Annotated in this window: 17 protein-coding genes; 6 read left to right on the top strand and 11 right to left on the bottom strand. The window is 59.2% G+C overall.

Annotation, left to right across the window (positions count from 1 at the left end):
- Nucleotide 1 precedes the first annotated feature (1 nt).
- From accB to FOM92_RS09415, 3 genes are read right to left on the bottom strand one after another with little or no spacing between them, the layout of a single operon-like run.
- The gene (gene accB / locus FOM92_RS09425) at nt 2-487 is read right to left on the bottom strand and encodes an acetyl-CoA carboxylase biotin carboxyl carrier protein (protein ID WP_246087251.1); all 486 of its coding nucleotides are present in this window, start codon (nt 485-487) and stop codon (nt 2-4) included.
- A 45-nt stretch (nt 488-532) separates the two neighbouring features.
- The gene (locus FOM92_RS09420) at nt 533-967 is read right to left on the bottom strand and encodes a type II 3-dehydroquinate dehydratase (RefSeq protein ID WP_143776622.1); all 435 of its coding nucleotides are present in this window, start codon (nt 965-967) and stop codon (nt 533-535) included.
- Between the two features lie 16 nt (nt 968-983).
- A complete protein-coding gene (locus FOM92_RS09415; protein WP_143776621.1) occupies nt 984-1,943 on the bottom strand; it encodes a DUF481 domain-containing protein in 960 nt (319 codons plus the stop codon).
- Nucleotides 1,944-2,023: 80 nt separating this feature from the next.
- Between FOM92_RS09415 and thiS the strand changes: the two genes are divergently transcribed.
- Both thiS and FOM92_RS09405 read left to right on the top strand, forming a co-directional pair.
- Nucleotides 2,024-3,019 carry a sulfur carrier protein ThiS gene (thiS, locus tag FOM92_RS09410; RefSeq protein WP_425473379.1) on the top strand — a complete coding sequence of 332 codons (996 nt, stop codon included), beginning with the start codon at nt 2,024-2,026 and terminating at the stop codon, nt 3,017-3,019.
- A 276-nt stretch (nt 3,020-3,295) separates the two neighbouring features.
- Nucleotides 3,296-3,616, top strand: a complete 321-nt coding sequence (locus tag FOM92_RS09405) for a UrcA family protein (protein ID WP_170226839.1) — start codon at nt 3,296-3,298, stop codon at nt 3,614-3,616.
- Nucleotides 3,617-3,667: 51 nt separating this feature from the next.
- Here the strand turns inward: FOM92_RS09405 and FOM92_RS09400 are convergent, their stop codons facing one another.
- Nucleotides 3,668-4,411, bottom strand: coding sequence for a LytR/AlgR family response regulator transcription factor (locus FOM92_RS09400; RefSeq protein ID WP_246087250.1), 744 nt, complete (start codon nt 4,409-4,411; stop codon nt 3,668-3,670).
- A complete protein-coding gene (locus tag FOM92_RS09395; RefSeq protein ID WP_246087249.1) occupies nt 4,408-5,553 on the bottom strand; it encodes a sensor histidine kinase in 1,146 nt (381 codons plus the stop codon). Before FOM92_RS09395 ends, FOM92_RS09400 begins: the two co-directional genes overlap by 4 nt.
- 147 nt (nt 5,554-5,700) lie before the next feature.
- Between FOM92_RS09395 and FOM92_RS09390 the strand changes: the two genes are divergently transcribed.
- Nucleotides 5,701-6,255 carry a hypothetical protein gene (locus FOM92_RS09390; protein ID WP_143776619.1) on the top strand — a complete coding sequence of 185 codons (555 nt, stop codon included), beginning with the start codon at nt 5,701-5,703 and terminating at the stop codon, nt 6,253-6,255.
- On the opposite strand, the gene trmB is transcribed toward FOM92_RS09390, so the two are convergent.
- Genes trmB through lnt form a run of 3 tightly spaced genes read right to left on the bottom strand, consistent with a single transcriptional unit; the run spans nt 6,252 to nt 9,934 of the window.
- Nucleotides 6,252-6,956, bottom strand: coding sequence for a tRNA (guanine(46)-N(7))-methyltransferase TrmB (gene trmB / locus FOM92_RS09385; protein WP_143776618.1), 705 nt, complete (start codon nt 6,954-6,956; stop codon nt 6,252-6,254). The genes FOM92_RS09390 and trmB overlap by 4 nt on opposite strands.
- Before the next feature lie 23 nt (nt 6,957-6,979).
- Entirely contained in the window at nt 6,980-8,191 is a 1,212-nt protein-coding gene (gene metK / locus FOM92_RS09380; RefSeq protein WP_143776617.1) for a methionine adenosyltransferase, read from the bottom strand.
- A 60-nt stretch (nt 8,192-8,251) separates the two neighbouring features.
- Entirely contained in the window at nt 8,252-9,934 is a 1,683-nt protein-coding gene (gene lnt / locus FOM92_RS09375; protein WP_211347385.1) for an apolipoprotein N-acyltransferase, read from the bottom strand.
- Nucleotides 9,935-9,961: 27 nt separating this feature from the next.
- Here lnt and FOM92_RS09370 point away from each other — a divergent pair, with 27 nt between their 5' ends.
- Nucleotides 9,962-10,330 carry a hypothetical protein gene (locus FOM92_RS09370; RefSeq protein WP_143776616.1) on the top strand — a complete coding sequence of 123 codons (369 nt, stop codon included), beginning with the start codon at nt 9,962-9,964 and terminating at the stop codon, nt 10,328-10,330.
- Nucleotides 10,327-10,746, top strand: coding sequence for a VOC family protein (locus FOM92_RS09365; protein WP_143776615.1), 420 nt, complete (start codon nt 10,327-10,329; stop codon nt 10,744-10,746). Before FOM92_RS09370 ends, FOM92_RS09365 begins: the two co-directional genes overlap by 4 nt.
- Here the strand turns inward: FOM92_RS09365 and FOM92_RS09360 are convergent, their stop codons facing one another.
- The 3 genes from FOM92_RS09360 to FOM92_RS09350 all read right to left on the bottom strand — a co-directional run bounded on the left by FOM92_RS09360 (nt 10,747) and on the right by FOM92_RS09350 (nt 12,031).
- Nucleotides 10,747-11,058 (bottom strand): hypothetical protein, encoded by a 312-nt coding sequence (locus FOM92_RS09360; RefSeq protein WP_143776614.1) that lies wholly within the window; start codon nt 11,056-11,058, stop codon nt 10,747-10,749.
- A gap of 50 nt (nt 11,059-11,108) precedes the next feature.
- On the bottom strand, nt 11,109-11,759 hold the full coding sequence (locus tag FOM92_RS09355; RefSeq protein ID WP_143776613.1) for a YqaA family protein: 651 nt from the start codon (nt 11,757-11,759) through the stop codon (nt 11,109-11,111).
- A gap of 68 nt (nt 11,760-11,827) precedes the next feature.
- Nucleotides 11,828-12,031 carry a hypothetical protein gene (locus FOM92_RS09350; protein WP_143776612.1) on the bottom strand — a complete coding sequence of 68 codons (204 nt, stop codon included), beginning with the start codon at nt 12,029-12,031 and terminating at the stop codon, nt 11,828-11,830.
- Between the two features lie 171 nt (nt 12,032-12,202).
- Here FOM92_RS09350 and FOM92_RS09345 point away from each other — a divergent pair, with 171 nt between their 5' ends.
- Nucleotides 12,203-12,841, top strand: a complete 639-nt coding sequence (locus FOM92_RS09345) for a glutathione S-transferase family protein (protein ID WP_143776611.1) — start codon at nt 12,203-12,205, stop codon at nt 12,839-12,841.
- Nucleotides 12,842-13,028 lie beyond the last annotated feature (187 nt).

Genomic DNA, 13,028 nt, shown 5'->3' with positions numbered 1-13,028 from the left:
TTTACGCAATAACCATGAGCGGCTGGTCAAATTCCACAGGCTGCCCACTCTCGACATAAATCGCGGTCACGGTGCCGCTGTTGGGCGCGACAATCGGATTCATGACTTTCATCGCTTCGATAATCATGACGGTATCGCCCGCCTTCACCTGCTGCCCCACCGAAACAAAAGGTGCCGCATCGGGTTCGGGGGTCAGATAGGCAGTGCCGACCATTGGCGATTTCAACGCATTCGCCGCGACTGCCGGCGCGCTTTCGGCTGCCGGTGCAGGTGCGGCTGCCGCCGGTGCAGCGGCCGGTGTCGCCGCAACAGGAGCCGCCACAACAGGGGCCGCAACGGCGGTCATCGTGCGCGATACGCGGATCTTGCGATCGCCATCTTCGACCTCGATTTCGCTCAAACCGGTATCGTTCAGCATTTCGGCCAATTCGCGGACCAGATCGGTATCCACCTGCATTCCACCATTGCTGCCTGATTTTGCCGCCATTTTTTGCTCCTTGCGCCCCGAATTTTTAATGTGCTGCGCCTAATGTCAAACTTGTAACGCTGCGTCCAGCGCGAGTTGATAGGACTTTGCGCCATGTCCTGCAAACACCGCTTTGGCGCCCATCCCCACATAGCTTAAATGCCGGAACTCTTCCCGTGTGTGCGGGTCGGACAGATGGACCTCATATACCGGCACTTTTATGGCCTTGATCGCGTCGAGCAATGCGATGGAGGTGTGCGTATAGCCTGCGGCGTTCAGCAGCACCGCCTTTGCCCCTTCGGCCTGCGCCTCGTGCAGCCAGTCGATCAAATGGCCTTCATGGTTGGATTGCCGGAAATCAATCTCGGCCCCCCGCTCGCGCGCATGGTCATCCAGCATCGCGGCAATGTCGTCGAGCGTGTCATGTCCGTAAATCTCCGGCTCGCGCGTGCCGAGCAGGTTCAGATTGGGGCCATTCAATACAAAGATCAGGTCGGTCAAAACGCTTTATCTTCCATCAAAAGTCATAGGTCAGCCCGATACGGGTCACGGTGTCGGTTTCCTCTTTGCCCAATAAAGGCCGATCCTGATAGCGCAGGTCGTACGAAATCTGTGAAGAAATCCGCCCGGTCAGCTTTGCCTGCAGGCCTGTAACGGCGCGGATGGTGTTGCTATTCTCTTCAGCCACCAGTTCCATATTGTGCGACAGCTTCACCTTGTCGTTCATCTGCCAGCTGCTGGTCAGCGCGCCCCGGCCGGCGAAATTGGACCGCTCGACACCCGCACGCGTCCAGTCATGGCGGAATGCGGGGCCTGCCTCCAGAGAAATGGCCACATCGGCCTCGCGCACGATCCGCCAGCCGAGCCCAAGGCTGGACGTCGCACGGTGGTCGAGCCCTGCCAGAACATCGCGCTCATATTCCAATATGCCCAGGGCATAATGCTGGTCGCTGATGGTCCAGTCGCTTTGATAGGCCGCGTTCAGATATTCGCGCGACGTGCGTCCTTCGCTCTCCTGATAGTCGCCGCGCAGACGGATCTGGTGGGACCATGCGGCACCGGTGCGCTTGATGACGGCCCCGACGGTAACGCCGAAACTGTCGGTATTGCCGCTTGTGTGAAATCCGCCCAGATCGCCCCGTCCGGACCATTTGACTGGCGGGGGTGCAGGTGCCGGCGCGGGAGCCTCGGCCACAGCCACGGCCACGGGTGCGGGCGGCGCGGATACGACCGGGGCTGCTGCAACCTGCTGCACGCGGTTGCTTTCCAATGTCAGCAGCAGATTGTCGATTTCAACAGTTTCGGCCGGATAGGTCAGGCGCGCAAATTTGACGATAGTGGCAAGTTCCGCCGCATTGCCGTCCCGCGCTGCGGTTTCCATCATCTGCCGGATGGATGGGGGCAACTCGGCAAAAGCAGGTGCGGGGCATGCAATCGCCGCCAACAATAGTGAAAATATTCCATATCGTGGTCGCATAGGACGCCTTTTTGGCAAGCCGGGTTGCTATTGCAATTGCACTCTTCCTATATGGCGCAAATCAGAAAAAGCGAGACGAAATGGCCCTTTCCCAGATGACCGACAGCATTTCCATCCAATTAAACGGTGATCCGCGCCGTGTGGCGGCCGGAATCAGCGTTGCCGATCTGGTGCGCGAAATCGGTCTGGATCCGGCCAAGGTTGCGGTGGAACGCAATCTGGAGATCGTCCCGCGCTCGACCCTTGCCGATGTGTCCATTGCCGAGGGCGACATGCTGGAAATTGTGCATTTCGTAGGTGGCGGCCAGGACGATAGCTGGACCGTCGCGGGCCGGACTTTTTCGTCGCGGCTGATTGTCGGCACCGGCAAATATAAGGACTTTGAACAAAATGCGGCCGCACTGGTGGCATCGGGGGCCGAGATTATCACCGTGGCTGTGCGCCGGGTGAATGTGTCCGATCCGAAGGCACCGATGCTGACCGATTATATCGATCCCAAAAAATACACCTATCTGCCCAACACCGCCGGATGCTTCACTGCCGACGACGCAATCCGCACCCTGCGGCTGGCGCGAGAGGCGGGCGGCTGGGATCTTGTAAAGCTTGAGGTGCTGGGGGAGGCGAAGACGCTTTACCCCGATATGCGCGAAACATTGAAGGCGACCGAGGTGCTGGCCAAGGAAGGCTTTCTGCCCATGGTCTATTGCGTTGATGATCCCATCGCCGCGAAGCAGCTGGAAGAGGCAGGCGCGGTGGCGATCATGCCCCTGGGCGCGCCGATTGGTTCCGGGCTGGGTATCCAGAACCGCGTGACGATCCGCCTGATCGTCGAAGGCGCATCTGTTCCTGTTCTGGTGGATGCAGGTGTCGGCACCGCGTCGGACGCGGCTGTGGCGATGGAACTGGGCTGCGACGGTGTGCTGATGAACACAGCCATTGCGGAGGCAAAAGATCCGGTGGCAATGGCGACGGCGATGAAACTTGCGGTCGAATCGGGCCGTCTGGCCTACCGCGCCGGACGTATGGGCCGCCGGATGTACGCCGATCCGTCAAGTCCGCTCGCCGGGCTGATCTAGCCGTCGAACGGCATTCTGGCCGGAATTTTTGTAATAAAATTGCAAAATATGTCGTTGGTCGAACCATTATGTGCGTTCGCCCTGACGCTGGTCGAACCATCGACTGTCTTTGCACTTTATCGAAACTGTAATGCCCGGGCAACACAGCGGGGGTAGAAACGTAACTGCAGGACGGGCTTGCAAACTTGCTCCCCAGCTACGGAAGTCGGCCCGCCTGCACCCTCTCCCACTGGCCGACGGCATAACGTCGCGGCCTTTAAAAAAAGGATGTTCAAAATGGCTACCCCCAAGCTGTTTCACGTTGCACTGATTGCCGCATCGGCACTGGCTTTATCGACCCCTGCTATGGCGGAATGGAAGACTGTCGCGGTCCAGCATGAAGATCTCGACCTGTCCACCGCCAAGGGCCAGGAACGCCTGAAAACCCGCGTCAAATCGGCTGTCCAGCGCGTCTGCGCCAGCCCGCGGGCGATCACGTTGAAAGAACGGATCGACCAGAATAACTGCGAAAAGGAATCGATGGCCCGCGCCATGCCGAAGGCGGAACAGCGCATCGCTGCTTATGCCGAAAGCCGCCGCGTCGCCCTGCGCGACTAATGCACCACGTTTCACGGTGGGGGCTCCGACCAGCAATGGCCGGGGCCCTTTTTATTTGCCCGCAAGCTTTTTGACGTCGGCTAGATATTTGCGGCCAATGCGCATCGACAGGTCTTCGCCCAACAGCGCGTGCCACACCCCGCCACCTTCATGGCGCAGACCCGTGATCAGGTCGCGGCGGACGATGTGGCTGCGGTGGATACGCTGGAACTGTTCGGGGTTCAGCCGCTCTTCCAGGGCCGAGATGGTCTGGTGCAGCAGATAGCTGCGTCCGGCGGTGTAGAGCCGCATATAGTCGCGCTCGGCCTCGATCCGTTCAATATCCATGGCTGCGATCCGGATGAGTTCGGCGCGGTGGGATACCCAGAATTCGCTGGCATAATTGCCGCTGTTCCCGCTGGTGCCGTTGCCGGATGCCGCTGTGTCGGCATCGCTTGCCGTTGCGCGCGCAATCGCGCGGCCTAGACGTTCGCTGGACACGGGCTTCAGCACATAGTCGACCACGTCGAGGTCGAACGCCTCAACGGCGAAATTGTCATAAGCGGTGACCAGAATGATCGAAGGCTTCTTATCCATCAGGCCCAATGCACGTGCGGCATTGATGCCGTCCATCTTGGGCATACCGATATCCAGAAAGACGAGGTCGGGCGTCAGTTGCTGGGCAAGGCGCAATGCGGCAACACCGTCATTGGCGGTGCCGACAACCTCGATAACCGGATGTTCACTGCACAATATTTCGAGCCGCTCGATCGCGAGCGGTTCGTCGTCAACGATCATGGTGCGCAAACGGCTCATATATTTACCTTATGGCTGAGGGGTACGGTCAGTGTCGCGCGGTAACCGCCGCCGGAAAAAGCCACTGTTTCCAGCTTTGCCGCAGAGCGATAGCGCGCCTCCAGACGGTCGCGGACATTGGCGAGGCCGATGCCGTTGCCACCCACATGCGTGACGTCCATCGCCTCGCCATCATCTTCGACGCTGATGACCAGATGGTCGTCTTGAACTTTCGCCGAAATCGTGATGGTAACGGGGCGCGTGGTACGGGACACGCCATATTTGATGGCATTTTCAACCAGCGGCTGCAGGATGAGGGCAGGTACATGCTGGTGCATCAGCTCCGGCGGAATGTCGAACCTGGTCCGCAGCCGCTTGGGGTGGCGAACGCCCTCGATTTCCAGATAGAGCCGCTGCAAATCGACTTCTTCTTCAAGCGTCACATCTTCCAGCGGGTCTGACGACAGGCTGGTCCGGTAAAAATTGGACAGGTTCTGGATCATCGTCTCGGCCTCCTTCGGCTTGCCGGTGATGACCAGGCTGGACAGCGAATTCAGCGTATTGAACAGGAAGTGCGGATTGACCTGATAGCGCAGCGACCGCAACTCGGCATCCTGCGCCGCCTGCGCAAAGCGGGATGTCTTGCGCTCCGCCTCGCGCACCTCGCGCGCATAGCCGATGGCGACATAAAGCGAGGCCCACGCGATCAGGAAGAAATAATGAGTAACCGAAATATCGGCAATTTCCTGCCAGAAGGACAGGCCGAGCTGGTTTTTGAGATCCTCGACCGTGCGGCCGACATTCGGGTCCTTGAACAGGCTGATGGGATCATAGAGGTTGAAGATATAGAAATTTGCAGACGCGAGCAGGATCGCGGCGGGGATTGCCCCGAAAAAGGCGAGGCTGACCCGGAATCCGAGCGATTGCCGGTCGGCCATCCTGAGGCCGATATACATGACCCAGGTGACGAATATGCCGACGACGGCCACCATCAGGCGGCGTTCAAACAGCGTCGACTGGGCCGGAAAGTCGAGCAGCGCCGCACGTAGCGACAATATCAGCGCGTAAAAGGCCCAAAAGCCGATAATGGTCAAAAGCGCCATTTGCTGGCCGACAAGGGCCTTTCGCTGCTGAACAAAATACATGGATGTTACATAACCCATTTTCCCGCAGATGCACCCTTTTGCGCGTTTCTCGTCGAATTGCCCGTCAAGTTGGTCGAAACTTTTTCTTGCCAATGCTGCTGTAAACGATTCATTAACTATGAATCTGCGATGGTGGTATTCGATGGTGACAGGGGAATTGGTGCCATGACGAAAAGCAAGAGTGACGGGCCGGGCATGATGACCCTGGCGGAAATCAAAGAATTCGCCAGTTTTAGCGCTGCGACGCAACGCTATATCCGCCGCTCGCTTGATGTCGCCTTTGACCGGAAAGACGCGATTGCCCTGTGGTCCCGCGATGCGGTCGAAGCGACGACGATCAAGGCCCAGCACAAATTTTACGACAAATTGCCCGACATTCGCGCGTTGATCCCGGTCTCCAGCTCGATCGAGGATGCCGAACCTTTCCTGACGCAGCTTATCACCGTGTCGGCTTTTGACTTGGGCCAGAGCCGTCTCGACGGTTTTGCTGCCTACCGCTTTCTGTACGAACGGCTGATCGGTGCCGATGCACGGCCCTGGTTGCCGTCGGCCTTCTGCGCCGCCGCATCGATGCCGCATCTGCAGCCCGAACGGCGCAAGGCGCTTCTCCAGTCGATCAGCGAAGCGGCGGCTACGGCCCCCGGCTGGTCGAAACGGCAGCCGAGCTTTTACCCTGAATGGGTTGAAAAGGTCGAAGCGGACAACAGCAAAGCGCGTTAAGCGTCGCGCCGGCGATAGCGGAAATACCAGACCTCATGCCCGATACGGCGGGCCTTGGCTTCGTAGCGGGTTTCCGGCCAGCCGCCCGGACGCTTCAGAAAATCGTCGGCCTTGTTGCAAAGCCAGTCAAACTGCTCCCGATGTCGTTGCATGACCATTAGAGCGTGCCGCAAATATATGGGATGGTCGGTTCCGAAACGGAATTCACCGCCCGGTTTCAGCTTTGCCGCGATCATATCGACCGGGCCGTCATTCATCATCCGGCGCTTGGCGTGACGGGCCTTGGGCCAGGGGTCGGGGTGCAGCAGATAGACGAAGCTCAAGGAACCATCAGGCACACGGCGCAGGATTTCCAGCGCATCGCCCATATGCAGGCGGACATTGCGTAACGCACCGTCGCGGATATGGGTTAGCGCCATCGCGACACCGTTCACAAAGGGCTCGCACCCGATAAAGCCATGGTCAGGCAACAGGTCGGCGCGGTAGGCCAGATGCTCCCCGCCGCCAAAGCCGATTTCGAAATGCATGGAACGCGCATCGCCAAACAGGCGTTCGCTGGTCAGCACGCCTTCGTCCGGCACCGCGATTTGCGGCAGCAGATTTTCCACCAGATCGGATTGCTCCGACCGGAGTTTTTTCCCCTTGGACCGCCCGTACAGGCGGTTCAGGGTGGTGGGATCGCCGGGTTTGTAGGCAGTCATGCCGACGCGACTGGTGTCAGGCGTTACGCAAGTGCGGCCTTCAGGTCCTCGACAAGATCGGTCCGCTCCCACGGGAAGAAGTCGCCTTCTGCCTTGCGGCCAAAATGGCCATAGGCGGCGGTCTTGCGGTAGATCGGCTTGTTGAGGCCCAAATGGGTCCGGATGCTGCGCGGGGTAAGGCCGCCCAGTTTCTCAATGCTCATGATTGCCTGTTCGATCTTGTCGTCGCCAACAGTACCGGTGCGGTGCGTGTCGACATAAAGCGACAGCGGCTTTGACACGCCGATGGCATAGGCAAGTTGGATGGTGCAGCGCGTTGCAAGGCCGGCCGCAACGATATTCTTCGCCAGATAGCGGGTGATATAGGCCGCCGAGCGGTCGACCTTTGTCGGGTCCTTGCCGCTGAATGCGCCGCCGCCATGGGGCGCTGCGCCGCCATAGGTGTCGACGATGATCTTGCGTCCGGTCAGGCCTGCATCACCATCGGGGCCACCAATTTCAAAGCTGCCGGTCGGGTTGATATGATATTCGGTTTCGGTCAGCAGGCTTGCGGGCAGGATGTCGGCGACAACGCTTTTCACATAAGCGTGCAGTTCTGCTTCTTTCTCGCCCTGATCATAGCCTTTGGCATGCTGCGTCGAAACCACGATGGCGGTCGCCGCGCTCGGCTTGCCTTCGCTGTCGTAGCGCAGGGTTACCTGGCTTTTGGCATCGGGCTCCAGAAAGGGTGCGATGCCGGCATGGCGGTCTGCGGCCATACGCTGCAGAATCTTGTGGCTGTAATCGAGTGTGGCCGGCATGAGGTCGGGCGTTTCGGTCGACGCATAGCCGAACATGATGCCCTGGTCGCCTGCGCCTTCGTCCTTGTTGCCCGACGCATCGACGCCTTGTGCGATATGCGCGGATTGCGGGTGCAGGTTATTTTCAAAGCGCAGCGTTTCCCAATGGAAACCTTCCTGCTCATAACCGATTTCCTTGACGGTCCGGCGGACGGTCGCTTCGACCTCTTCCTTGACGCCGGTCGCCCAGTTACCATTTTCGTCCATGATGCCCTTGCCGCGGATTTCACCGGCAAGAACGACAAGCTGCGTGGTGGTCAGCGTTTCGCACGCAATACGCGCTTCGGGGTCCTTGGAAAGGAACAGGTCGACAATGGCGTCGGAAATCTGGTCGGCGACCTTGTCGGGATGACCTTCGGACACGGATTCCGAAGTGAACAGGTAATTGGAGCGCATGGTTTTTCCAGTCTATGGCTGTGTCTGCGTATAAAGAATTCTTTATATCGAAGCGCGCCCTTAGCGGGAAGAGCCCCGGCGGGCAAGGGGTAACAGTGCGCCTGCGATGAGCAGCAAGGCAAATCCGATGGGCAGGACATTGCCATAGGTCGCGAACAATGTCGGCGCCTTCGCACGCGGCAATTGCGCGTCCATACGCCCTGCGGTTCCTAACGGTAAATGCTGCAGGATCCGGCCATCGGCGTCGATGATCGCGCTGATCCCCGTGGGCGTGGCCCGGACGACAGGAAGGCCTTCCTCGATCGCGCGTAGCCGCGCCTGCGCCAGATGCTGCGGTGGGCCGACGGTTCCGAACCAGGCGTCGTTGGACGGGTTGAAGATGAAGTCGGGGCGCTTCGTGCTGTCGACCACCTGGCCGGAAAAGATGATTTCATAGCAGATTTGCAAACCCACCTTCACTCGCTTCCCACCGATTTTGACGGCCAAAGTCTGCGGGCCGGGCCCGGGCCAGAAATCGAGATCGCCCGGCACCAGCCGCGCAAGTCCAAGGGGACGGAGCAGCCAGGGCACAGGCAGATATTCGCCATAGGGAACCAGATGCGCCTTGTCATAATGGCCCAGCAATGTGCCGTTGGAATCAAGCGCGCTGACGCTGTTGCGGGCGGCGACCAACTGGCCCTTTTCAATGACGAGCCGGTTGGCCCCCGTGACCAGCACATCGCCGTCCTGCATCAGGGTTGTCAGACGTGCCCGCGCGCCTGCAGCGCTTTCGCCCGGCTGGAACTGGTAATAGCGGTAGGGATATCCATCCTCCAGATAATCCGGCAACGCCGCCTCGGGCCAGAGCAGCAGGCGCGGGCCCTGGTCGGGCAGGGGACGGCTGTTCATCGCGAGCTTTGCGAAATTGATGGCTTCATAGCCGGGCTCATATTTGTCGGCCTGCGAGATATCGGGCTGGACGATGGTCAGGCGCGGTCCGGTAAGCGGGCCGGGCGTTGCGGGAATGAGCAAACCGAACAGCCATAATCCGGCGAGCGTCGCACCCCCCGCCAGCAAAGGCCGCCACTGCCGGTGCAGCGCGAGCAGCAGCAACCCTGACGTCATCACGACGACCGCCGAAAGACCATAAGTCCCGAGCAGGCTCGCCGCGCGGGCAAGTTCGAGCTGCGATTGCCAGATGACCGCCAGCGGATTCCAGGCAAAGCCGGTAAAGACCCAGCTGCGCAGCCATTCACTGATCGTCCAGCAACCGGCAAAGGCGAGGATCAGGGACAATAGTGCGCCGGATGTCGCTGCGTTTTGCACCCGGTTGCGGATCCACCAGGCCCCGCCTGCCGCCAGCGCGGGATAGACCGCGAGATACAGCGCCAGCGTGACCACGGCAAAATAACCGAGCCAGATCGGCATTGCCGCCTGAAAGGTGAAGGCGACCGCGATCCAGTTATTGCCTGCGCTGAAATGGCCGACACCGAACAGCCAGCCGAGCATGGCCGCACGCCGCGCACCCGATGCTTGGCCCACCAGATGGATCAGCAGCGCGAAGCAGAGCAGGGTCAGCGGCCATAGCCCCAGTGGCTCAAATCCGGCGGCGGAAAGGGCCCCGGCGACCAACGCGGACCAGCGGGGATATTTCAGAAGGAATGCGGGGATTTTCTGCACGGCGCCGTCTTTGCCTCTGGGCGGGGACAAAAGCAACAGAGCAGGCAGGGTGATGACGGCTTTTTGCACAATGTTGCTGTGCATTCAGAAAGCAGATGCTAGGGCCACCTCATGCTTATCTTTGCTCTTCTGCTTGCACCCGCGGCACCGTCTGCCCTTTCGGAAATACACCAGCGCGACATTGCCTGCGTTGTGGAAATTGCCGTGCAGGCCGATGCGCAAAAGCGCGGCATTGCCGGCGGCACGGATGTGCAGGCAAATGGAAAGCGCTGGGCAGGGATAGTCGGCGACCGGATCGTCTTCGAAACCGGCCAGCCCCGCGAAGTCGTCGCGCTCGCCATGCAGGAAGCCGCGCAAGCCAGCGCCACCAAGCCGCGTGATGGCGCCGTGCTTGATGCCTGTACCCGCCAGATGCTGCGCGAACTGGCCGCGGCATCGGCGGCGGACCAACCCTTACCCAAACCGGTGCAATCGAAATGAGCCTGAGACCTTTTCACCTCGCTTTTCCTGTCCATGACCTGGCGGCGGCCCGGCATTTTTACGGCGACATTCTTGGCTGTGAAGAGGGTCGCTCATCCGATCATTGGGTGGATTTCAATTTCTTCGGGCACCAACTTGTCGCGCACCTTGATCCTGCGGTCCGTTCGGTGTCGACACATAATCCGGTCGACGGGAAAGATGTGCCCGTGCCCCATTTCGGCGTTGTTCTGACCATGGCGCAATGGGAGGATCTGGCAAAACGTGTCGATGCCGCGGGAATAGAATTTGGTATTGCTCCCCATATTCGCTTCAAAGGCGAGATTGGGGAACAGGCGACGATGTTCTTTTACGATCCCAGCGGAAATGCCCTCGAGTTCAAGGCATTTGGCGACGAAGCCAATCTGTTTGCCCGCTGATCAGGGTGTCGCGTTGACGGGCTGAACTTCTGCGGATGGTTCGCCGGTGATCGCTTCGGTCGGCTCGATCGTCACTTCCGCTTCGCGAACGACTGAATCATCGTCCTCAACCTCGTCCAGCGCCGCTTCGGCAAGGTCGCTTTCTTTTGCAGGGACTGCATTTTGCGGCAGAATCTGGGCCGTCGGGTTCGCCTCTTCGGTCGCCGAAGCCTCTTCCCCGCTTTGGGCGTAAAAATGGGCACCCATCAAGACGAGAGCGGCAATTGTAACGGTCGCGATAAAACTGACAATGTTGCGAGAGCTGTTGTCCATAAGTCCACCTTGTTCCGCTGCGATTCTAGCCGCCGCTGCTTAACAAGCCCCTAAGCCGGGGGGGACATTTGCTGCATTTTGGCAACGTTCGAGCATTTATCGCTCTTTTCCGCACCGCCACCTGCCAACATCGAAAAGGCAATGAAGCCCCCGACGACCAGCACCAGAAAACCGGCCGTGACCCAGCCCAGATATTTGTCGATGAAGCTTTTGATGGGCGGGCCAAATTTCCAGAAAAGCGCACCGACCAGCATGAACTGGAACGCGCGCGAAAGGACGCTGGCCCAGATGAAGGTCCACAGGTCCATATGGATGAATCCGGCCGTCAGCGTCAGCAGCTTGAACGGAATGGGTGTCGCGCCCTTTATCAGGATTATCTCCGCGCCGAATTCACGCAGGTAACAGGCAGCGGCGGGAAAACTCTCCCACAGGCCGAGTGCCTTCAACAACCCGACGCCGATTGTTTCATAGGCAAAGAAGCCGATCGCATAGCCGAATAGCCCGCCGAGCACGGAGGCGAGCGTGCACACCATTCCGTAGCGCAGCGCCTTGTCCGGTCGGGCAAGGCACATCAGGCCGAGCAGCGGATGCGGCGGTATCGGGAAAAAGCTCGATTCTATGAAAGAGAACAGGAACAGCCATCGCTCCGCATGCGCGTGAGCGGCCTTTTCCATCATCCAGTCATAGAGGCGTCTTAACATCAGGCGGGGCGTTAGCCGTCGCGGTTCCTATTGTCCAAATTTTTCGGAAGATTGGGGGTGCGGTATTTTCAGGCGCGCGCCTTGGCGCTGGCCGCCACACGAATTTCCGCAGCCGCATCACGTTCGGGCGCAACCATAAAATAGCTCACGATTATCAGCAGCAGAACCACCAGGATTTTCGTCAGATCACGCAAATCCTGCTGCTGCAGCCGCCGTTTGGCGCGGTTGCGCGGTGGCAGGGGTTTTCCAGCAATATCCAGCAAAGTCGCCATCACTATCCCTCCGGACGTTCGAAGGACGCCCGCAATAACTGTAGGTGTTGCCGGGGGAAATGAACCAGAAGGGAAATTGTTCCGCGCCCCTGAAAAGAGTTGCAAAAAGAAACCTATATGCCAATGTAGGTGACAGGACCGATTCCGGCCAGTTCCTCAGGAGAGTTGCTCATGAAGCTATATGGTGCCCCCGTTTCCCCCTTCGTTCGCAAAGTTTTGGCCTTCGCCGCCGAAAAAGGATTGGCGCTGGAATTGGTGCCGATTGGCCTTGGTGACCAGAATCCCGAATTCCTCGCCTGCAGTCCGTTTCGCAAAATGCCCGGTTTTGCAGATGGTGACTTTGCCATTTCGGATTCGACCGCCATCGTCACCTATCTCGACACCAAATATACGGACAAGCCGCTGATCCCGGCGGATGCGGAAAGCCGGGCGCGGGTGATCTGGTTCGACGAATTTGCCGACACGATACTGACAGCCGCCGCAGGGGCCATGTTCTTCAACCGGATCGTCTCCCCCAAATTTGTCGGCAAGCCCGGCGATGATGCGGCGGCGGCCAAGGGCGAGACGGACATGGGTCCGATTTGCGCCTATCTTGAAGGAATTATTGACGACGGTGGCTTTCTGGTTGGCGACAGCCTGACGCTGGCCGACGTTTCGGTCGCCAGCCCCTTCGTCAATGCCGCGCATGCAGGCTATGTCCCCGACGCGGCAACCTATCCCAAGCTGACCGCCTATCTCGCCAGCATGCACAGCCGCCCCAGCTTCGCCGACTGGATCCGTCGCGAACGGAAGATGCTGGGTCTGGGTTGACTGATCAGCGCTGACTGAGCTTCACCGCTGAAATCATAGCCCCTGCCGGACGAGGCGCACCTCGACCGGCAGGGGTTTTTCATGTCCGTTCGTCGCAAAACATTCTCCCGGCCGGAATAAGTATTGCAAATAAGAATCATTCTTAATAACTGCACATCACATTAATGAGAATCGTTCTCAATAAAGC

This window comes from Sphingorhabdus contaminans (assembly GCF_007280415.1).
Taxonomy (GTDB): Bacteria; Pseudomonadota; Alphaproteobacteria; order Sphingomonadales; family Sphingomonadaceae; genus Sphingorhabdus_B; species Sphingorhabdus_B contaminans.
The sequence above is the reverse complement of the archived record's forward strand: the minus strand, read 5'-3'. Positions and strand labels throughout refer to the sequence as shown.

What these genes read in the sequence shown, in the direction of transcription:
- FOM92_RS09390 (WP_143776619.1), top strand. Translation starts at nt 5,701, where the DNA reads ATGACGAAAAGCAAGAGTGACGGGCCGGGCATGATGACCCTGGCGGAA.
- FOM92_RS09395 (WP_246087249.1), bottom strand. Translation starts at nt 5,553, where the DNA reads ATGGGTTATGTAACATCCATGTATTTTGTTCAGCAGCGAAAGGCCCTT.
- FOM92_RS09345 (WP_143776611.1), top strand. Translation starts at nt 12,203, where the DNA reads ATGAAGCTATATGGTGCCCCCGTTTCCCCCTTCGTTCGCAAAGTTTTG.
- thiS (WP_425473379.1), top strand. Translation starts at nt 2,024, where the DNA reads ATGGCCCTTTCCCAGATGACCGACAGCATTTCCATCCAATTAAACGGT.
- FOM92_RS09355 (WP_143776613.1), bottom strand. Translation starts at nt 11,759, where the DNA reads ATGTTAAGACGCCTCTATGACTGGATGATGGAAAAGGCCGCTCACGCG.
- FOM92_RS09360 (WP_143776614.1), bottom strand. Translation starts at nt 11,058, where the DNA reads ATGGACAACAGCTCTCGCAACATTGTCAGTTTTATCGCGACCGTTACA.
- metK (WP_143776617.1), bottom strand. Translation starts at nt 8,191, where the DNA reads ATGCGCTCCAATTACCTGTTCACTTCGGAATCCGTGTCCGAAGGTCAT.
- lnt (WP_211347385.1), bottom strand. Translation starts at nt 9,934, where the DNA reads ATGCACAGCAACATTGTGCAAAAAGCCGTCATCACCCTGCCTGCTCTG.
- trmB (WP_143776618.1), bottom strand. Translation starts at nt 6,956, where the DNA reads ATGACTGCCTACAAACCCGGCGATCCCACCACCCTGAACCGCCTGTAC.
- FOM92_RS09370 (WP_143776616.1), top strand. Translation starts at nt 9,962, where the DNA reads ATGCTTATCTTTGCTCTTCTGCTTGCACCCGCGGCACCGTCTGCCCTT.
- accB (WP_246087251.1), bottom strand. Translation starts at nt 487, where the DNA reads ATGGCGGCAAAATCAGGCAGCAATGGTGGAATGCAGGTGGATACCGAT.
- FOM92_RS09405 (WP_170226839.1), top strand. Translation starts at nt 3,296, where the DNA reads ATGGCTACCCCCAAGCTGTTTCACGTTGCACTGATTGCCGCATCGGCA.
- FOM92_RS09415 (WP_143776621.1), bottom strand. Translation starts at nt 1,943, where the DNA reads ATGCGACCACGATATGGAATATTTTCACTATTGTTGGCGGCGATTGCA.
- FOM92_RS09365 (WP_143776615.1), top strand. Translation starts at nt 10,327, where the DNA reads ATGAGCCTGAGACCTTTTCACCTCGCTTTTCCTGTCCATGACCTGGCG.
- FOM92_RS09400 (WP_246087250.1), bottom strand. Translation starts at nt 4,411, where the DNA reads ATGAGCCGTTTGCGCACCATGATCGTTGACGACGAACCGCTCGCGATC.
- FOM92_RS09350 (WP_143776612.1), bottom strand. Translation starts at nt 12,031, where the DNA reads ATGGCGACTTTGCTGGATATTGCTGGAAAACCCCTGCCACCGCGCAAC.